Source organism: Nocardiopsis sp. FR4, from assembly GCF_009830945.1.
Classification (GTDB): Bacteria; Actinomycetota; Actinomycetes; order Streptosporangiales; family Streptosporangiaceae; genus Nocardiopsis.
Genome location: NZ_VWVV01000024.1, coordinates 71,046 through 85,299, shown reverse-complemented (window position 1 = coordinate 85,299; position 14,254 = coordinate 71,046). Strand labels below are relative to the sequence as shown.

At 74.5% G+C, this 14,254-nt stretch carries 17 protein-coding genes; 8 read left to right on the top strand and 9 right to left on the bottom strand.

All coding sequences use genetic code 11. The features are described 5' to 3' along the window. Window positions 1–54: 54 nt before the first annotated feature. Window positions 55–840, bottom strand: a complete 786-nt coding sequence (locus FYW95_RS20090; protein WP_159942348.1) for an SDR family oxidoreductase — start codon at window positions 838–840, stop codon at window positions 55–57. Window positions 841–921: 81 nt separating this feature from the next. Further along, the gene (locus FYW95_RS20085; RefSeq protein ID WP_159942349.1) at window positions 922–1,536 is read right to left on the bottom strand and encodes a CGNR zinc finger domain-containing protein; all 615 of its coding nucleotides are present in this window, start codon (window positions 1,534–1,536) and stop codon (window positions 922–924) included. Between the two features lie 133 nt (window positions 1,537–1,669). On the opposite strand from FYW95_RS20085, the gene FYW95_RS20080 reads away from it, so the two are divergent. After that, complete coding sequence (locus FYW95_RS20080; protein WP_159942350.1) at window positions 1,670–2,203, top strand: HPP family protein; 534 nt, start codon at window positions 1,670–1,672, stop codon at window positions 2,201–2,203. Between the two features lie 88 nt (window positions 2,204–2,291). Here the strand turns inward: FYW95_RS20080 and FYW95_RS20075 are convergent, their stop codons facing one another. The 4 genes from FYW95_RS20075 to FYW95_RS20060 all read right to left on the bottom strand — a co-directional run bounded on the left by FYW95_RS20075 (window position 2,292) and on the right by FYW95_RS20060 (window position 5,145). Next, entirely contained in the window at window positions 2,292–3,521 is a 1,230-nt protein-coding gene (locus tag FYW95_RS20075) for an NAD(P)/FAD-dependent oxidoreductase (RefSeq protein ID WP_159942351.1), read from the bottom strand. Continuing rightward, a complete protein-coding gene (locus tag FYW95_RS20070; protein WP_159942352.1) occupies window positions 3,518–3,715 on the bottom strand; it encodes a ferredoxin in 198 nt (65 codons plus the stop codon). Before FYW95_RS20070 ends, FYW95_RS20075 begins: the two co-directional genes overlap by 4 nt. Next, window positions 3,712–4,620, bottom strand: a complete 909-nt coding sequence (locus FYW95_RS20065) for a pyridoxamine 5'-phosphate oxidase family protein (protein ID WP_159942353.1) — start codon at window positions 4,618–4,620, stop codon at window positions 3,712–3,714. The genes FYW95_RS20070 and FYW95_RS20065 overlap by 4 nt, the downstream gene beginning before the upstream one ends. Before the next feature lie 72 nt (window positions 4,621–4,692). Further along, window positions 4,693–5,145, bottom strand: a complete 453-nt coding sequence (locus FYW95_RS20060) for a VOC family protein (RefSeq protein WP_159942354.1) — start codon at window positions 5,143–5,145, stop codon at window positions 4,693–4,695. Window positions 5,146–5,325: 180 nt separating this feature from the next. Between FYW95_RS20060 and FYW95_RS20055 the strand changes: the two genes are divergently transcribed. After that, window positions 5,326–5,871, top strand: a complete 546-nt coding sequence (locus FYW95_RS20055; protein WP_236567749.1) for a CGNR zinc finger domain-containing protein — start codon at window positions 5,326–5,328, stop codon at window positions 5,869–5,871. A gap of 22 nt (window positions 5,872–5,893) precedes the next feature. Here FYW95_RS20055 and FYW95_RS20050 read toward each other — a convergent pair whose 3' ends face one another. Then, complete coding sequence (locus FYW95_RS20050) at window positions 5,894–6,943, bottom strand: NAD(P)-dependent alcohol dehydrogenase (protein WP_159942355.1); 1,050 nt, start codon at window positions 6,941–6,943, stop codon at window positions 5,894–5,896. Window positions 6,944–7,137: 194 nt separating this feature from the next. Here FYW95_RS20050 and FYW95_RS20045 point away from each other — a divergent pair, with 194 nt between their 5' ends. The 4 genes from FYW95_RS20045 to FYW95_RS20030 are packed head-to-tail and all read left to right on the top strand — an operon-like array spanning window position 7,138 to window position 10,462. Further along, window positions 7,138–8,709 (top strand): MFS transporter, encoded by a 1,572-nt coding sequence (locus FYW95_RS20045; RefSeq protein ID WP_159942356.1) that lies wholly within the window; start codon window positions 7,138–7,140, stop codon window positions 8,707–8,709. A 5-nt stretch (window positions 8,710–8,714) separates the two neighbouring features. After that, window positions 8,715–9,104, top strand: a complete 390-nt coding sequence (locus FYW95_RS20040; protein ID WP_159942357.1) for a VOC family protein — start codon at window positions 8,715–8,717, stop codon at window positions 9,102–9,104. A 10-nt stretch (window positions 9,105–9,114) separates the two neighbouring features. Further along, window positions 9,115–9,483, top strand: coding sequence for a VOC family protein (locus FYW95_RS20035; RefSeq protein WP_159942358.1), 369 nt, complete (start codon window positions 9,115–9,117; stop codon window positions 9,481–9,483). A gap of 1 nt (window position 9,484) precedes the next feature. Then, window positions 9,485–10,462 carry a sigma-70 family RNA polymerase sigma factor gene (locus tag FYW95_RS20030; RefSeq protein WP_159942359.1) on the top strand — a complete coding sequence of 326 codons (978 nt, stop codon included), beginning with the start codon at window positions 9,485–9,487 and terminating at the stop codon, window positions 10,460–10,462. On the opposite strand, the gene FYW95_RS20025 is transcribed toward FYW95_RS20030, so the two are convergent. Both FYW95_RS20025 and FYW95_RS20020 read right to left on the bottom strand, forming a co-directional pair. Continuing rightward, window positions 10,459–10,938, bottom strand: coding sequence for an ATP-binding protein (locus tag FYW95_RS20025; RefSeq protein ID WP_159942360.1), 480 nt, complete (start codon window positions 10,936–10,938; stop codon window positions 10,459–10,461). The two genes, FYW95_RS20030 and FYW95_RS20025, sit on opposite strands and share 4 nt — an antisense overlap. Before the next feature lie 24 nt (window positions 10,939–10,962). Then, window positions 10,963–12,087, bottom strand: a complete 1,125-nt coding sequence (locus FYW95_RS20020) for a methyltransferase domain-containing protein (RefSeq protein ID WP_159942361.1) — start codon at window positions 12,085–12,087, stop codon at window positions 10,963–10,965. Window positions 12,088–12,294: 207 nt separating this feature from the next. On the opposite strand from FYW95_RS20020, the gene FYW95_RS20015 reads away from it, so the two are divergent. Then, window positions 12,295–13,764 carry an NsdA family TPR-like regulatory protein gene (locus FYW95_RS20015; RefSeq protein ID WP_160050648.1) on the top strand — a complete coding sequence of 490 codons (1,470 nt, stop codon included), beginning with the start codon at window positions 12,295–12,297 and terminating at the stop codon, window positions 13,762–13,764. Next, window positions 13,761–14,243 (top strand): hypothetical protein, encoded by a 483-nt coding sequence (locus tag FYW95_RS20010; protein ID WP_159942363.1) that lies wholly within the window; start codon window positions 13,761–13,763, stop codon window positions 14,241–14,243. The genes FYW95_RS20015 and FYW95_RS20010 overlap by 4 nt, the downstream gene beginning before the upstream one ends. The last annotated feature ends 11 nt before the right edge of the window (window positions 14,244–14,254 follow it).

Sequence of the window (14,254 nt, the reverse complement as noted above, 5' to 3'; positions counted from 1 at the left end):
CGGGTCCCTCGGGAAGGGGGAGGGACCCGGGCCGGGCCCGCCGCGCGAACCGGTTCAGACCGAGGGGATCTGGCCGCCGTCCACCCGCACCACCGAACCCGTGACGTAGGCGGCCTGCCGGCTGGCCAGGAACGCCGCCACCGCCCCGTACTCCTCGGCCCGCCCGTAGCGTCCGACCGGGATCGAGGCGCGGGCGGCGGCCTCGACCTCCTCCAGCGGTCGGCCCTCCCGCTCGGCCCGGGCCCGGTCCAGGGAGTCCGTGCGCGGCGTGGCGATCCGCCCCGGCACGATCACGTTCGCGGTGACCCCGTCGGCGGCCACCTCGTCGGACACCGTCTTGGACCAGGAGTGCAGAGAGGCCCGCAGGGTGTTGGACACGCCCAGGTTCGGGATCGGCGCGATCGGCCCGGACGAGGTGCTCGTGATGATCCGGCCCCAGCCGCGCTCGCGCATCCCGCCGACCACCGCGTCGGTGAGGCGGATGACCGGCAGGACCATGGCCCCGTACATGTCCTCCCACAGCCCCGCGTCCTGGCCCAGCACGGAGGTGGGCGGCGGGCCGCCGGTGTTGTTGACCAGGATGTCCACCGGCCCCAGCTCGGCGGCCACGCGCGCGGCCACCTCGGGGGCCCGCCCGTGGTCGGCCAGGTCCCAGGCGACGGCGAGCGCGGACACGCCGTGTTCGGCGCACGCCGCCACCGCGGCCTCCAACCGCTCCTCGTCACGGCCGGTGACGGCCACGTGCACGCCCTCCGCGGCCAGGGCGACGGCGATGGCCCGCCCCAGGCCCGAGCTGGCGGCGGTGACCAGGGCGACCTTTCCCGCGATCCCCAGATCCATTGCTCTCCTCCCGTTTCCTGCCGGTGCACACGGCATCCTGGCAGGTCGCCGGTCCCGGGCGGAATCCGGGGCGGGCGCGGATCAGGGCGCGGCGCCCTCGCCCCGGCGCCTGCTGTGCCGGGCCACCCGCACCCGGGTGCCGCAGCCCGGCGAGCACCACTCCCGGCGCGGGTGCGTGCGCAGGTAGAACAGCACGCACCCGGGCGCGGGGCAGGCGCGCAGCAGTTCCAGGGCGGGACCGGTGAGCAGGTCCACGGCCGCGCGGGCGGTACGGGCGCGCACCGCGTCGGGGGTGCGCGGGGCGTCGGTGCCGTGCTCCGGGGCGCCGTACCCGGCGGCGGGCAGCGCGGTCCAGTCGGTGTGCTCCCGCGCGGCGAGGTTGACCGCGGCCACGTCCGCGGGGTCGGCCGCCTCCCCGCGTACGGCGGCGGTGAGCAGGCGGCGCAGGCGGTCGCGCAGGTCGGTGAAGGAGGCGAGCGCGGCCCGGCCCGCGTCGTCGTCGGCGACCGGGTCGGATCCCAGCGGGCCCAGGGAGGCGGAGTGCCCGGCGATCCACTCGGCCAGGTCCGCGGGGCGGGTCAGGGCGTCGACCAGCTGTCCGCGCAGGCCGCCGCGGACGAAGACCGTGTTCACGAGGTCCAGTGCCGGGTGCTCTCCGCGCACCGGCATCTCCGTCACCCCCGCCGAGACTCCCATCGCCTCGACGCTACCGGAGCTTGCCCGCCGCCCGTGCGTTCTGGAAGACTCGCCTCCGACGCGAGCTAACGGATAGAAGCTATTTCAAGCGTTAGCAGAGAATCCTCCTCCACCCCGACCGATCGGTGCTGACATGGCGACGGACACCTCCGACCCGCGACCCCAGAGCCCCCGCGCGCTCTCCTTCCTGGCCGGACGGGCCCCCGCTCCCGCCGGTTGGCGCGCCGTCGGCGCGGGGACGCTGACCAGCGTCGCGGCCCTGCTCGTCCTGGCGGCCGCGACGGCGGCCCTGGACGTTCCGCTGCTCATCCCCCCGCTCGCGGCCAGCATGGCGCTGGTGGCGGGCGCCCCCGCGCTGCCGCTGGCCCAGCCCCGCAGCGTCGTGGGCGGGCAGCTGCTCTCCGCGCTGACCGGGTTCGGCGTCCTGGCCGTCGCCGGGCCCGGCCTCTGGGCCGCGGCCGTGGCCGGGGGACTGGCCCTGGGCGTCATGGCGCTGGCACGGACCCCGCACTCCCCGGCGGCGGCCACCGCCGTCATCGTCGCGCTGGAGGCGCCCCCGTTCTGGACCTTCCTGGGACTCCTCCTGGCGGCGACCGCCGTGCTGGTCGCGGTCGGACTGGCCGGTGCGCGCGCCTCCGGCCGCGCCTACCCCGCCTATTGGTGGTGAGCGCCCCGGGCCGCGCGGGACGGGGACCCGGATCCGGATCCCGGGGGCCCGGGCCCCCGGGATCCGTCCGCACGGGGACCGGTGCCGGTCAGGCCAGGGCCCCGTGCGCGGCCCGCTCCCGCAGGATGCGGGCGCGGTGGGCGGCCAGCCGGGAGGTGCGGTTCACGGTCAGCGCGCCGACCAGGCGCCCGCCCCGGTGGTAGGTCACCTCCAGCCGGGAACGGTCCGGATCGTGCTCGCGGACCTCGGTCCGGTCGGCCAGCCGGGGCAGCCCCACCGAGCGGACGCGCAGGCCGAACTGGTCGGACCAGAAGGAGGGCACGGGCTCCGTACCGGGCCCCTCCTGGCCCAGCAGGGCCGCCGCCGCGGCGTCGGCGTGGTCGACGGCCTCGCTCCAGTGGCCGATCACCAGGTGGGACGGGGCTCCAGCGCCCGGCAGGGGGTTGGGCGCGGCCACCACGTCGCCCAGGGCCACGACCCCCTCCGCGGGGGCGCCGTCCTGGCCCAGGGCGCGCCTGCGGTGATCGCAGACCAGACCGGGAGCGGCGCCCCCGCCCAACCGCAGCCCCGAACCCCGCAGCCAGGCGGTGTTGGGCCGCGCCCCCAGCGCCACCAGCGCCGCCCCCGCCCGCACCCGGGTGCCGTCGGAGAGTTCCGCGCCGCTCAGGGACCGCTCGCCGAGCAGCCTCCGCACCGCCGTCCCCGCCCGGAAGTCCACCCCGGCCCGGGCCTGGGCCCCGGCGAACAGGCGGCCCGCCACCGGGCCCAGGGCCCCCTCCAGGGGCGTCCGCGCCCGGTCCACGAGGGTCACCGGCACGCCCAGTTCCCGCGCGGCGGAGGCCACCTCGCTGCCCACGAACCCGGCCCCGACCACCAGCAGCGGATCTCCCCGCCGCAGCGCCGCCCGCAGGCCGAGCGCGTCCCCGCGCCCGCGCAGCGTGTGCACGCCCCCGGGCGGGGCCGGGGGACCGGGCCAGGGGACGGCGGAGGCGCCCGAGGCGACCACCAGGCCGTCGTACTCCAGCGCCGACCCGTCGTCGAGCAGCACCCGGCGCCCGGCCCGGTCCAGCCGCACGGCGGAACGGCCCAGGACCCAGCGCGCCCCCAGGTCCGGCGGGAGCGGAAGCCCGGTCTGCTCCTCCGCGCGCCGACCGGTCAGCAGGTCCTTGGACAGCGAGGGCCGGTCGTAGGGGCCGTGCGGCTCGTCGCCCACCACGGTGAGCCGCCCCCCGAACCCCCGGTCGCGCAGGGCCGTGGCGGCGCTCAGGCCGGCCAGTCCGGCGCCCACCACCACGACCGCCTCCGTGCGCCGGCTCACTCCGGGCCTCCGTCCAGGGTGATCGCCCGGAGCGGGCAGACCCGCGCCGCGCGCGTGACCGCCTCGTCCAGGCCGGGGCCGGGGGAGGGGTCGTACCGCAGCACCTCGTCGTCGTCGAAGGCGAAGACCTCCGGGGCGGCGAAGACGCACTGTCCGTGGTTCTCGCACACGGCCCTGTCGACGTGGACCCTCATGCTCGCTCTCCCGTCGGGGCGGCCGGGGGCACCGGCGGGTTGAACCGGGAGTACCGGGGTTCCCCCGGGGACAGCGGCCCGGCCGCGGGGGTGTCGAGCACGCGCCCGACGCGGAACTCGACCGTGCGCTCGCGGGTGTCGTCGTCCCACAGCACGCGCGCGGTGCCGGTGATCTGCAGGAGGCGTCCCGTCCTCCACTCGGGGACCAGGAGCCCGGCGCGTGGCTGGAGTTCCAGGTTGCCCAGGGTGTTGAACATGGCGTTTCCCCGGTAGTCGGGCCAGCTGAGCAGGTCCGGGGCGTGGACCCGCAGGAAGCCGGGGTTGCCCCCGCGGTGGTTGGCGTCGGCCGCGCCCGTGTCGTCGGCGGTGGCGACGAAGAAGGTGTCGGCCCGCTCCAGGATCTTCCGCTGTTCGGGGGAGAGCAGCTCCGAGCGGCTCGTGGTCCCCGGCCCGGCGGGCGCCGGTTCCAGGTCGCGCTTTTGGAGGTACTTGGGGCAGTTGGAGTAGACCTGCCGCGTCGTGATCCTCAGCCCTTCCCCGTGCGGCCGGGAGGTGCCGTTGATCCGCATCCGGCGCCGGGTGGCCGGTTCGACTGCCAGGGCGCCGACCTCGGCGGGACCGCGGCCGAGCGGTTCGGCCAGCGGGTCCCCCGGCCGGGGCCGGGCCGCGGCGTCGAGGGTGCGCGCGTCGACGGCCCGCAGGAACCCGGGGGCTCCGGTGAGCAGCGAGCACCACAGGTCGCCGCGGTCGTCGGCCGCGCCGACCACGAGCAGGGGCTGCGCGGCGAGGAAGCCGGCGGCCACGTCGGGGATGTCGGGGCGTCGGGCCGCCTCGGAGAAGGCGGCCTGGTCGGTCAGGCCCGAGCGCCGCTGCACGGCGAGTTCGCCCGGGTGGTAGGCACCCATACCGGTGTCCTTCCGTACTGGTGGGGAGGGGAGGGGGGCCGGGGCGCGTCGTCCCCGGCCCGGAGGGCGGGATCAGAAGAAGCCGCAGGTCGGAGCGGAGGCCACCGGGGCCCTGACGCCCTCGGTCCCGGTGGGCGCGTAGATCTCCAGCCGGATGCCGTCGGGGTCGTGGAAGAACACCCCTCCGGAGGCGGCGCCCTCGCCGTGCGGCACGAGCCCGTCGTAGGCGAAGTCCGCACCCGCCTCCCGCAGCAGGGCCTCGGCCTCGCGCACCTCCTCGACCGTCTCCACCTGGAAGGACAGGTGGTGCAGGCCCGCCGTGTCCCGGCGGAAGCCCTCGCCGCTCTGCTTCCACAGCGTCAGGACGAGCTCCCCGCCGCGTCCGAGGAAGGCGAACTCGCGCCCCTCGTCCCGCCCCTCTCCCATGACCTCGAAGCCGAACACGCGCGTGTAGAAGTCCAGCGACCTCCCGAGGTCGGTGACGTTCAGGCCCACGTGGCCGGTCTTCAGGGTGGTCGGCGCCATGGCGCACCTCGTTCTCCGTCGGGGCGGATCGTCCGCCTCCTCTAACCATCAAAAGTGACTTTAAGGGTTAGACTTGGTGAAGTGCAACCCCTCAAATATGTTTCAACGGTTAAAGGGGGGCTTGGTAGGATCCCGGCCACCGGCCGCGCAAGGGACGACGAGGGAGAACGGGGAGAACCGATGACCGCCAGGAAGCGGCCCCTGACCGGTGAACCGGTCGCCATGGACCTGGTCAACACCCGGTGGATCGAGGGCCCGGACCGCCACGACCTGCTGGACTCGCTCGACGGATTCCGTCAGTGGCTCGCCGAGAGCGGACTCGACGCCCGCTTCGAGGCCACCGGCCAGGCACTGGAACACGCGCTCCGGGCGCGCGGGGCCCTGGTCGGGCTCCTGGGAGACCCCGGCGACGCGAAGGCGCGGGAGGAGCTCAACGGGGTCCTCGCCCACGGCCGGGTGCGCAGGCTCCTGCGGGAGGGGGAGCCCGCCGCCGACGTCGAGTTCGACGCGCCCGAATGGGGCCCCGCCTGGACCGCCGCCGCCGACTACCTCGACCTGCTCCGTACCCCCGACCGCATCCGCGGGTGCGCCAACCCCGACTGCGTGCTGTGCTTCTTCGACACGTCCAGGAACGGCACCCGCCGCTGGTGCTCCATGGCGGGCTGCGGCAACCGCGCCAAGGCCGCCCGGCACCACGCCCGGGGACGGGCGGGCCGGACGGCCTGAGCCGGGGGACGGAGTCCGGGGGTCAGCCCCGGCCGGGCACCACCACGGCCCGCCCGGACACCCGGCCCTCCTCCAGCGCGCGGTAGGCGTCCAGCGCCCGCTCCATGGGGAAGCGCTCGACCTCGGGGCGGATCTGCCCGGCCCGGTACATGTCCACCACCTCCCACAGTTCCGGCACCGTGCCCCAGTAGGTGTTGGTGACGTAGGACTCGTAGGGGTTGCTGAAGAACGAGAACTGGTGGGTGCCGTCCGCGATGCCCACCACCGTCAGCCGGCCGCCCTGGGCCATCACCGCGGTGGCCGTGGTGATGGTCGGGGAGGCGCCCACGAAGTCGAAGGCCGCGTCCACGCCCCGCCCGCCGGTGAGCTCGCGGATCTCCTCGACCTGCCGGTCACCGGCCCCCACCGTGACCGCGCCGTCGGCCTCGGCCCGGGCCCGGGCCTCCTCCCTGACGTCGGTGGCGATCACCGTCGCGCCGGTCAGCGCGCGCAGGATCTGCACACCGATCCGCCCCAGTCCGCCCAGGCCGATCACCAGCGCGTGGCGTCCGCCGCCCTCCAGGTGCGGCAGCGCCTCCCTGACCGCGTGGTAGGGGGTCAGCCCGGCGTCCGACAGCGGCGCGGCCTCCACCGGGTCGGCGTCGCCCAACGGCACCAGGTGGTGGGCGGGGGCGGTCATGTACTCGGCCATGCCCCCGTCGCGGCCCAGCCCGACCCCCAGGTAGGGCATCGTGGCCGCGTTCTCGCAGTAGGTGTCCTGCCCCCGCGCGCACATCCGGCAGTGGCCGCAGCCGATCGGCCCGTATACCAGGTAGGCGGCACCCACCTCGACGCGTCCGTCCACCCCGGGGCCGAGCGCCTCCACCCACCCGGAGTTCTCGTGGCCCAGCACGAACGGGGGTTTCTGCGCCCCGGGCTGCCCCTCCCTGAAGTGGCGGTAGACGCTGACGTCGGAGTGGCAGGCCCCGGCGCCCGCCACCCGCAGCAGCACCTCGCCCGGTCCGGGCTCGGGCCTGGGGACGTCGGTCAGCGACGGGAACCGCCCGTAGTTCTCGAAGACCACAGCTCGCATGGGTGCCTCCCCTGTTCTCGCGGGCCGTCCGCCCGCGTACCCGCACGGCCGCTCGACGCTATCAACCCAGGTCACCGGGATCGGGAACCACACGCCACGCGTCCCCGACGAACTTCTCCGACCCCTCCCGATGATTTCCCGCCGTCCCCGTTGTCCGTACGGGTGAACGAATCCACCGAACGGGAAGGGCCGTGATGAACGGCGACACACATCCGCGCGCGCCGGGGCGCGCGTGGCTCGGACTCGGGGTGCTGGCCCTGCCCACCCTGCTGCTCTCCCTGGACATGAGCGTCCTCTACCTGGCCCTGCCCCACCTGGCCGCCGACCTGCGGCCCACCGGCGGCCAGATGCTCTGGATCATGGACGTGTACGGCTTCATGATCGCGGGGTTCCTCATCACCATGGGCACCCTCGGCGACCGGATCGGACGCAGGCGCCTGCTCATGGCCGGCGCCGCCGTCTTCGGCCTGGCCTCGGTGGCCGCCGCGTTCTCATCCAGCGCCGAGGCGCTCATCGCCACCCGCGCGCTCATGGGCGTGGCCGGAGCCACCCTGATGCCCTCCACCCTGGGCCTGATCAGCACCATGTTCGCCGACCCCCGCCAGCGCGCCGTGGCCATCTCGGTCTGGACGAGCTGCTTCATGGGCGGCACCGCCATCGGCCCGGTCGTGGGCGGAGCACTGCTGCAGTGGTTCTGGTGGGGATCGGTGTTCCTGCTCGGCGTCCCCGTCATGGTGCTCCTGCTGGTGTGCGCGCCCCTGCTCCTGCCCGAGCACCGCTCCGCCCACCGCGGACGCCTGGACCCCGTCAGCGTGCTGCTGTCCCTGGCCGCCATCCTGCCCCTCGTCCACGGTCTCAAGACCCTGGCCGAACACGGCCCCGGCACGGCCTCCCTCGCCGCCCTGGCGCTCGGACTGGCCGCGGGCGCGGTGTTCGTCCGCAGACAGCTGCGCCTGGCCGACCCGCTGCTGGACCTGCGGCTGCTGCGCCAGCGCCCCCTCGCGGTCGCCCTGGCCGCGATGACCGCCGGAGCGGTCGCGATGGGCGGCACGTTCCTGCTGATCAGCCAGTACCTGCAACTCGTCGCCGGACACTCCCCCCTCGTCGCCGGGCTGTGGCAGGTGCCCCCGGCGCTGGCGATGATCGCCGCCACCCTGGCCGCGGCTCCGCTGGCCGCCCGGATCGGCCGCGCCAACGTCATCGGCGGCGGCATGCTCGTGACCGCCGCCGGGTTCGCCCTGCTGTGCGCGGTCCCCGCCGCCGACGGAACCGTGCTCGTGGTCGCCGGACTGCTGCTGGCCTCCGTCGGCCTGGGCCCCGGAGCGGCCCTGGGCACCGACATCGTCGTGGGCTCGGCGCCCCGGGACCGCGCCGGCGCCGCCGGGTCCATGTCCGAGACCTGCGGGGAGTTCGGCATCGCCCTGGGCGTGGCACTCCTGGGAAGTCTCGCCTCCGCCGTCTACCGCGCCGGGGCCGACCTGCCCGGCGAGGCGGGCCGCACCCTGCCCGCCGCCGTCACCGCCGCCGCGGAGCTGCCCGCCGCCGCGGCCGCCGCGCTCCTGGCCCCCGCGCACGAGGCCTTCACCGACGGCCTGCGCCTGGCCGCGGCCGTCGGCGTGGTCGCCATGATCGCGTTCGGCGCCCTGGCCCTGGTCCTGCTGCGCCCGGCGCTGACCGCCGCGCCCGGAGAAAAACCGCCTCTGTCCGATGAGTCCGCGGCCCCCGCCGGGTCGGTACGGACGACACCGGTCTCCGACGAGGGATGAGGACCATGGAACGCCCCAGTCTCGACAGCATGCTGCTCGCCACCACCGACCCCGACCGTCTGCACGACTGGTACGCCGCCGTCCTGGCGCCCCAGTCCGACGACGACGTGGACCACTACCGCGTCCTGCGCTTCGGCGCCTTCCACCTGCTCATCGACCGCCGCGACGACGTCGGTCCCGTGGCGGGAGAACCCGCCCGGATGATCCTCAACTTCGACGTGGACGACGCCCGCGCCGTGGCCGCCCGCATGGACGAGCGCGGCACCCGGTGGCTGGCGCCCCTGGAGGACCGCGAGGGCAGCCTGTTCGGCACCGCCCTGGACCCCGACGGCAACTACGTCCAGATCATCCAGCTCAGCGACGAGCACCGGGCCGCCATGCAGAGCGACCGTTAGGGAGGACACCGTGTCCGACACGACCAGGGCCTTCGGCTCCTTCGCCGTACCCGACCCCGTCCGCGCCCGGGAGTTCTACGAGCACACCCTCGGACTGGCCGTCTCCTCCGTGGCCGGCATGGAGGAGCACGGCCTGTTCCACGTCGGGGGCGTTCTCGTCTACCCCGAGCCCGACCACGAGCCCGCGGGCTTCACCGTGCTCAACCTGCCGGTGGACGACATCGACTCCACCGTGGACGAGCTCGTCAGCCGGGGCGTGGAGATGCTGCGCTACGGGGGCTTCGACCAGGACGACAGGGGGATCGCGCGCGGCGAACCGACCGTGGCGTGGTTCGCCGACCCCTTCGGCAACGTGTGTTCTGTCATACAGGAGGCGTAACGTGACGGTCGTGGTGGAACACGCATCCGACCAGGACTTCGCACGGCTCGCCGATCCCTACCGGCGCGAGCTGTTCGCGCACTGCTACCGCATGCTGGGATCGGTGCACGACGCCGAGGACCTGGTACAGGAGACCTACCTGCGCGCCTGGAAGGCCTACGACCGCTTCGAGGGCCGCTCCAGCCTGCGCACCTGGCTCCACCGGATCGCCACCACGGCCTGCCTGACCGCCCTGGAGGGCAGGCGGCGCAGGCCCCTGCCCACCGGGCTCGGCGGGCCCACCGACACACCCGAGGCGGAACTGGTCAACCGGCCCGAACTGTCCTGGCTGGAACCGGTCCCCGACGCGCTCGTGGGCGCCGACGACCCGGGCACGGTCGTGGCCGAGCGCGAGAGCGTGCGCCTGGCCCTGGTCGCCGCCCTGCAGTACCTGCCGCCCAAACAGCGGGCGGTACTGATCCTGCGCGACGTGCTGCGCTTCAGCGCCGCCGAGGTCGCCGACACCCTGGACACCTCGGTGCCCGCGGTCAACAGCCTGCTCCAGCGGGCCCGCGCCCAACTCGCCCGGGTGACCCCGAACGAGGACGAGGTGGCCGAGCCCCGGCCCGGCCAGCGCCAGACCCTCGCCCGCTACGTCGCCGCCTTCGAGTCCTACGACATCCCGGCCATCACCTCGCTCTTCACGGCCGACGCCGTGTTCGAGATGCCGCCCTTCGCCACCTGGGTGCGCGGCGCCGGGCGCATCGGGCGCCTCGTCAGCGCCCAGTGCCCGGCCAGCGGCCCGGGGGACATGGTCCTGGTGCCCACCGGCGCCAACGGCCAGCCCGCCTTCGCGCTCTACATGCGCGGGCCCGACGGCGCCCACCGGGCCTTCGGGATCCAGGTCCTGCGCCTGGCCCCGGAGGGGGTCGCCCACGTGGGCATGTTCTTCGACACCACCCTCTTCCGGTACTTCGGCCTGCCCGACACGCCGCCCTAGCGGGGCAGGTCGAACTCGGCCCAGATCACCCCGCCGCACACCCCGCTGGACGAGGCCGTGCGCCGGGTCCCCCACCGGTCGGCGAAGTGGTCGACGAGCACGAGCCCCTGGCCGCGAACGACCTCGCCCCAGTCGTCGGCGCACGGCACGCCCGCGACGGCGCGCGCCGCCTCGCGCTCGGCCACCGAGAGCCGCAGCACGCGCCCGCCCTCCGCGGGGTGGCGCAGCGCGAGCGTGCGCACCACATCCTCCGGTTCCCCCAGGGACAGCGCGCGGTCGACGGTGTCGGCGAACATCTCGCTGGCGCACAGCACCATGGCCGCGACCAGCTCCGCGCCGGCGCCGACCACCAGGGCCAGATCGGCGCGCAGGTCGGCTCGGGCGATGCCGATGGCGGCGGGAACGGCGGGGTAGGCGCGCGGCCGCCACCGCCGGTCGAGGTCGAGCGGTCGTCGGGGACGGGGCAGGACGGTCATCGCGGTTCCTCCTCGGGACGGGGCTTAACGGGACGAGGCGAAGATCTGGCTCTCGTCGTCCAGCCACACCAGCTGGTGGTCGGCGGAGACGGTCAGTCCGAACTGCGTGAAACCCGGGCGTCCGGACTCCTCCCACAGCAGGTGGGCCGCCTCCAGTTCGGCGAACAGCTTCCGGGGGCCGTGCTGGCGCACCTCGTGGTCCTCCCGCCCGGGGTCGACGTGCCAGGAGGCCCACGACCAGGTGGCCGGGTCCACCAGGAAGACCGTGAACCGGGGGTCCCCGGGGCGGCTCGCGTAGCGCACCCGCCGGTACACACTGGGCATCTGCAGCCCCACCGCGAAGGCGCCGTCCGCGTCGCCGACCACCTCCTCGGGATGCAGCCGGGTCCGCGTGGCCGAGTAGTCGGCGTCCGGCCGGACGTAGGTCTCCAGCAGGTCGCGCGGGGCCCGGTCCGCGCGCGACCACATGCAGTCGATCCGCCCCTCGAACCTCCCGCGGGCCGTACCGTGCGCGCCGACCACGAGGTCGGCCACGGCCCCGTGGTGGAAGGCGTTCCCCCACGGCACCAGGATCCGGCCCCCCGGCTGGCTCTGCGCGACCCACGCGTAGGGCACCCGCCGCACCGCCACCGCGCTGACCACCCGGTCGTAGGGCGCGTTCCCCGCCCAGCCCCGAAGGCCGTCGCCGCCGACCACCAGGGGCGTGTACCCCGCGCTCATGAGCCGGATCCGGGCCTGTTCGGCGAGCTCGAAGTCCAGCTCCACCGACACCACGGCGTCGTCGCCCAGGTAGTGGGCGAGCAGGGCGGCGCCGTACCCGCTGCCGGTGCCCACCTCCAGCACCCGCATGCCCGGTGCCGCGCGCAGGCGCCGCAGCGTCGCGGCGACCACGGACGGAGCCGGTGACGTGGACGTCGGCTCCCCGGGACCGTAGCGGCCCCCGTCGTCGACCTGTGTCGTGACGGGGGTGTCGCTGTAGGCGACCTCCAACCACCGCTCCTCGTCCTCGTACCAGTCGACGGTCTCACCCGTGACGCTGTCGGTGATCGTGTCCGGCAGGAACAGGTGCCGGGGGACCGCGGCGAAGGCGCCCCGCCACTCGGGGGGCAGCTCCAGGCTCTCGACCAGTCTTCGGTGCTGCGGGATCATCTGGGACGCCTCCTCCGCCGGGAGCTGGGTCGGCCCTGGAAAGTGGAGGTCACCGCACTTCTCCTCGGGGTTCCCCCGGGCACGAACGAAACTAGGGTCTTGCGTCCATTACCGGGGCGTTTGATTCCGGGTAGGGATTACTACAGAGATCAAACGCCGTGCGCCCGCGAAGCCGCAATTCCATGCCGATATACACCGGCGGTATGAATGACGAACCCCCTGGTCGGTCCACGTATGCCCCCGGCCTTCTGGTCGCGCCCCGACGTCCTCCGGGCGCTCGCCGGGCGCGACGCGGGCACGCTCTTCAGCCTGGTCCGACAGCACACGGGCGCCAGTCAGCAGGCGATCGGCGCCGCGGTCGACATGGCCCAGCCGCACGTGAGCGCGATCATGTCCGGACGGCGCGCGGTGACCGCGCTGGAGACGTGGCAGCGCGTCGCCGCGGGTCTGGCGATGCCCTCCTCGGCCCGCCGGGCCCTCGGCCTGGCGGACGCCGAGTATTCAGCGGACGATTCCTGGACACAATCCTCAATGGGTGATTTATGGTCCGCGTCCAGAACAGCCCAGGACATCGTCGAGATCACGCTGAAGGACCTGATGAAACGCAGAGACGCATTCGCGGTCGGCGGAGCGCTCCTCGTGGGCGCCACGTTGACGGAGACACTTGAGCACTGGCTGCTTCCCCGGGCGGCCGCACCGGGGAACGGCCGCGGCGGCATCGGCGAATCCGAGCTGCGCCGCATCGAGTCCGCCACCGTGGCGCTGCGGCACTGGGACGACCGCTGGCGCCTGGGCGTGCGCCGCAAGGCGGTCATCGGGCAGCTCTCGGAGGTGTCCGAACTCGTCGGCGTCCCCCAGGCCTCCTCCGTCCAGGTACGGCTGTTCAAGGTGATGGCCCAGCTGTCCAAGATCGTGGCCTCGATGTCGTTCGACGCCGGGGACCACCCGACCGCGCAGCGGTACTACACCCTCTCCCTGCGCGCGCTGCACCAGGCCGGGCCGGAGCACCGCGTCTACGGCCTCGGGGTGCTGGCGGACATGGCCCGGCAGATGCTGGACCTGCACCGCCCCGACGACGCCCTCGACATCTCCCGCCTGGCCCTGGACGGCGCGGCGGGCGCGCCCGCCCGCGTGCGGGCCATGCTGCGCACGCGCGAGGGCTGGTCCTACGCCCGGATGGGCCGCCCGGAGGCCTACCACCGCACGGTGGTCCAGGCCGAGGACCTCCTCGCCGAGGGGGGCTCCGAGGAGGTGCCGGACTGGGTGGGCAACTTCGACCACGCCGAGCTCTCCGGGGTGGTCGGCGCCCGCTACCGCGACCTGGCCGCCAGCCGGGAGGACCGCTCGGCGCGCCGCAGGCACGCGGAGTCCTCGGCCGCCTACATCACCCGGGCGCTCCGCCTGAGGGACCCGGCCAGGAAGCGCGGCAGGGCCTTCGACCTCGTCGGCCTCGGACGCACCTACCTGCTGCTGGACGAGCCCGCCGAGTCGGCCCGGGTGGTGCGCGAGGCCGTGGCGCTGGAGCGCTCCCTGGGGTCGGGCCGGGTGCGCAGGCGGCTCAGCGACTGGTACACCGAGTCCGCCGCGCACCACCGAGACCCGGAGGTGGCTGAAGTCCGTGACGAGTTATCACATACGCTGCTGCACCATCAGCGAAATGTGAAAGGGATGACGTGACTCGGATCGGAATCACTGGTCATTCGAATCTGTCAGCCGACAGCGTGGCGCTGGTGCGCAAGGCACTGGACGCGGCGCTCGTCCCCTACACCGGCGGGGAGCTCGTCGGAGTCTCGTGCCTGGCGCGCGGCGCCGACCAGCTCTTCGCCCAGGCCGTGCTCGACGCCGGGGGACGGCTCGAGGTCGTGCTGCCCTCCGCCGACTACCGGGAGGCCAAGGTCAAACCCGAGGACCTCGACGGCTTCGACGAGCTGCTCGTGCACTCCTCCCTGGTGCGCTACATGCCCCACCGCAAGGCCGGATCCTCCGCCTACGTGGACGCCAACGAAGCCGTCCTGAACGGGATCGACCGCCTCTTCGCGGTGTGGGACGGCCAGCCCTCGGGCGGCAGGGGCGGCACGGGCGACGCCGTGGAGGCGGCGCGCGGGAGGGGCGTGCCGGTCGACGTCATCTGGCCCGAGGGGGCCCGCAGGGACTGAAGGCCCCGTGC

Coding starts and splice junctions, on each gene's coding strand:
- FYW95_RS20090 (WP_159942348.1), bottom strand. CDS start 840: ATGGATCTGGGGATCGCGGGAAAGGTCGCCCTGGTCACCGCCGCCAGC.
- FYW95_RS20085 (WP_159942349.1), bottom strand. CDS start 1,536: ATGGGAGTCTCGGCGGGGGTGACGGAGATGCCGGTGCGCGGAGAGCAC.
- FYW95_RS20080 (WP_159942350.1), top strand. CDS start 1,670: ATGGCGACGGACACCTCCGACCCGCGACCCCAGAGCCCCCGCGCGCTC.
- FYW95_RS20070 (WP_159942352.1), bottom strand. CDS start 3,715: ATGAGGGTCCACGTCGACAGGGCCGTGTGCGAGAACCACGGACAGTGC.
- FYW95_RS20065 (WP_159942353.1), bottom strand. CDS start 4,620: ATGGGTGCCTACCACCCGGGCGAACTCGCCGTGCAGCGGCGCTCGGGC.
- FYW95_RS20060 (WP_159942354.1), bottom strand. CDS start 5,145: ATGGCGCCGACCACCCTGAAGACCGGCCACGTGGGCCTGAACGTCACC.
- FYW95_RS20055 (WP_236567749.1), top strand. CDS start 5,326: ATGACCGCCAGGAAGCGGCCCCTGACCGGTGAACCGGTCGCCATGGAC.
- FYW95_RS20050 (WP_159942355.1), bottom strand. CDS start 6,943: ATGCGAGCTGTGGTCTTCGAGAACTACGGGCGGTTCCCGTCGCTGACC.
- FYW95_RS20045 (WP_159942356.1), top strand. CDS start 7,138: ATGAACGGCGACACACATCCGCGCGCGCCGGGGCGCGCGTGGCTCGGA.
- FYW95_RS20040 (WP_159942357.1), top strand. CDS start 8,715: ATGGAACGCCCCAGTCTCGACAGCATGCTGCTCGCCACCACCGACCCC.
- FYW95_RS20025 (WP_159942360.1), bottom strand. CDS start 10,938: ATGACCGTCCTGCCCCGTCCCCGACGACCGCTCGACCTCGACCGGCGG.
- FYW95_RS20020 (WP_159942361.1), bottom strand. CDS start 12,087: ATGATCCCGCAGCACCGAAGACTGGTCGAGAGCCTGGAGCTGCCCCCC.
- FYW95_RS20015 (WP_160050648.1), top strand. CDS start 12,295: ATGACGAACCCCCTGGTCGGTCCACGTATGCCCCCGGCCTTCTGGTCG.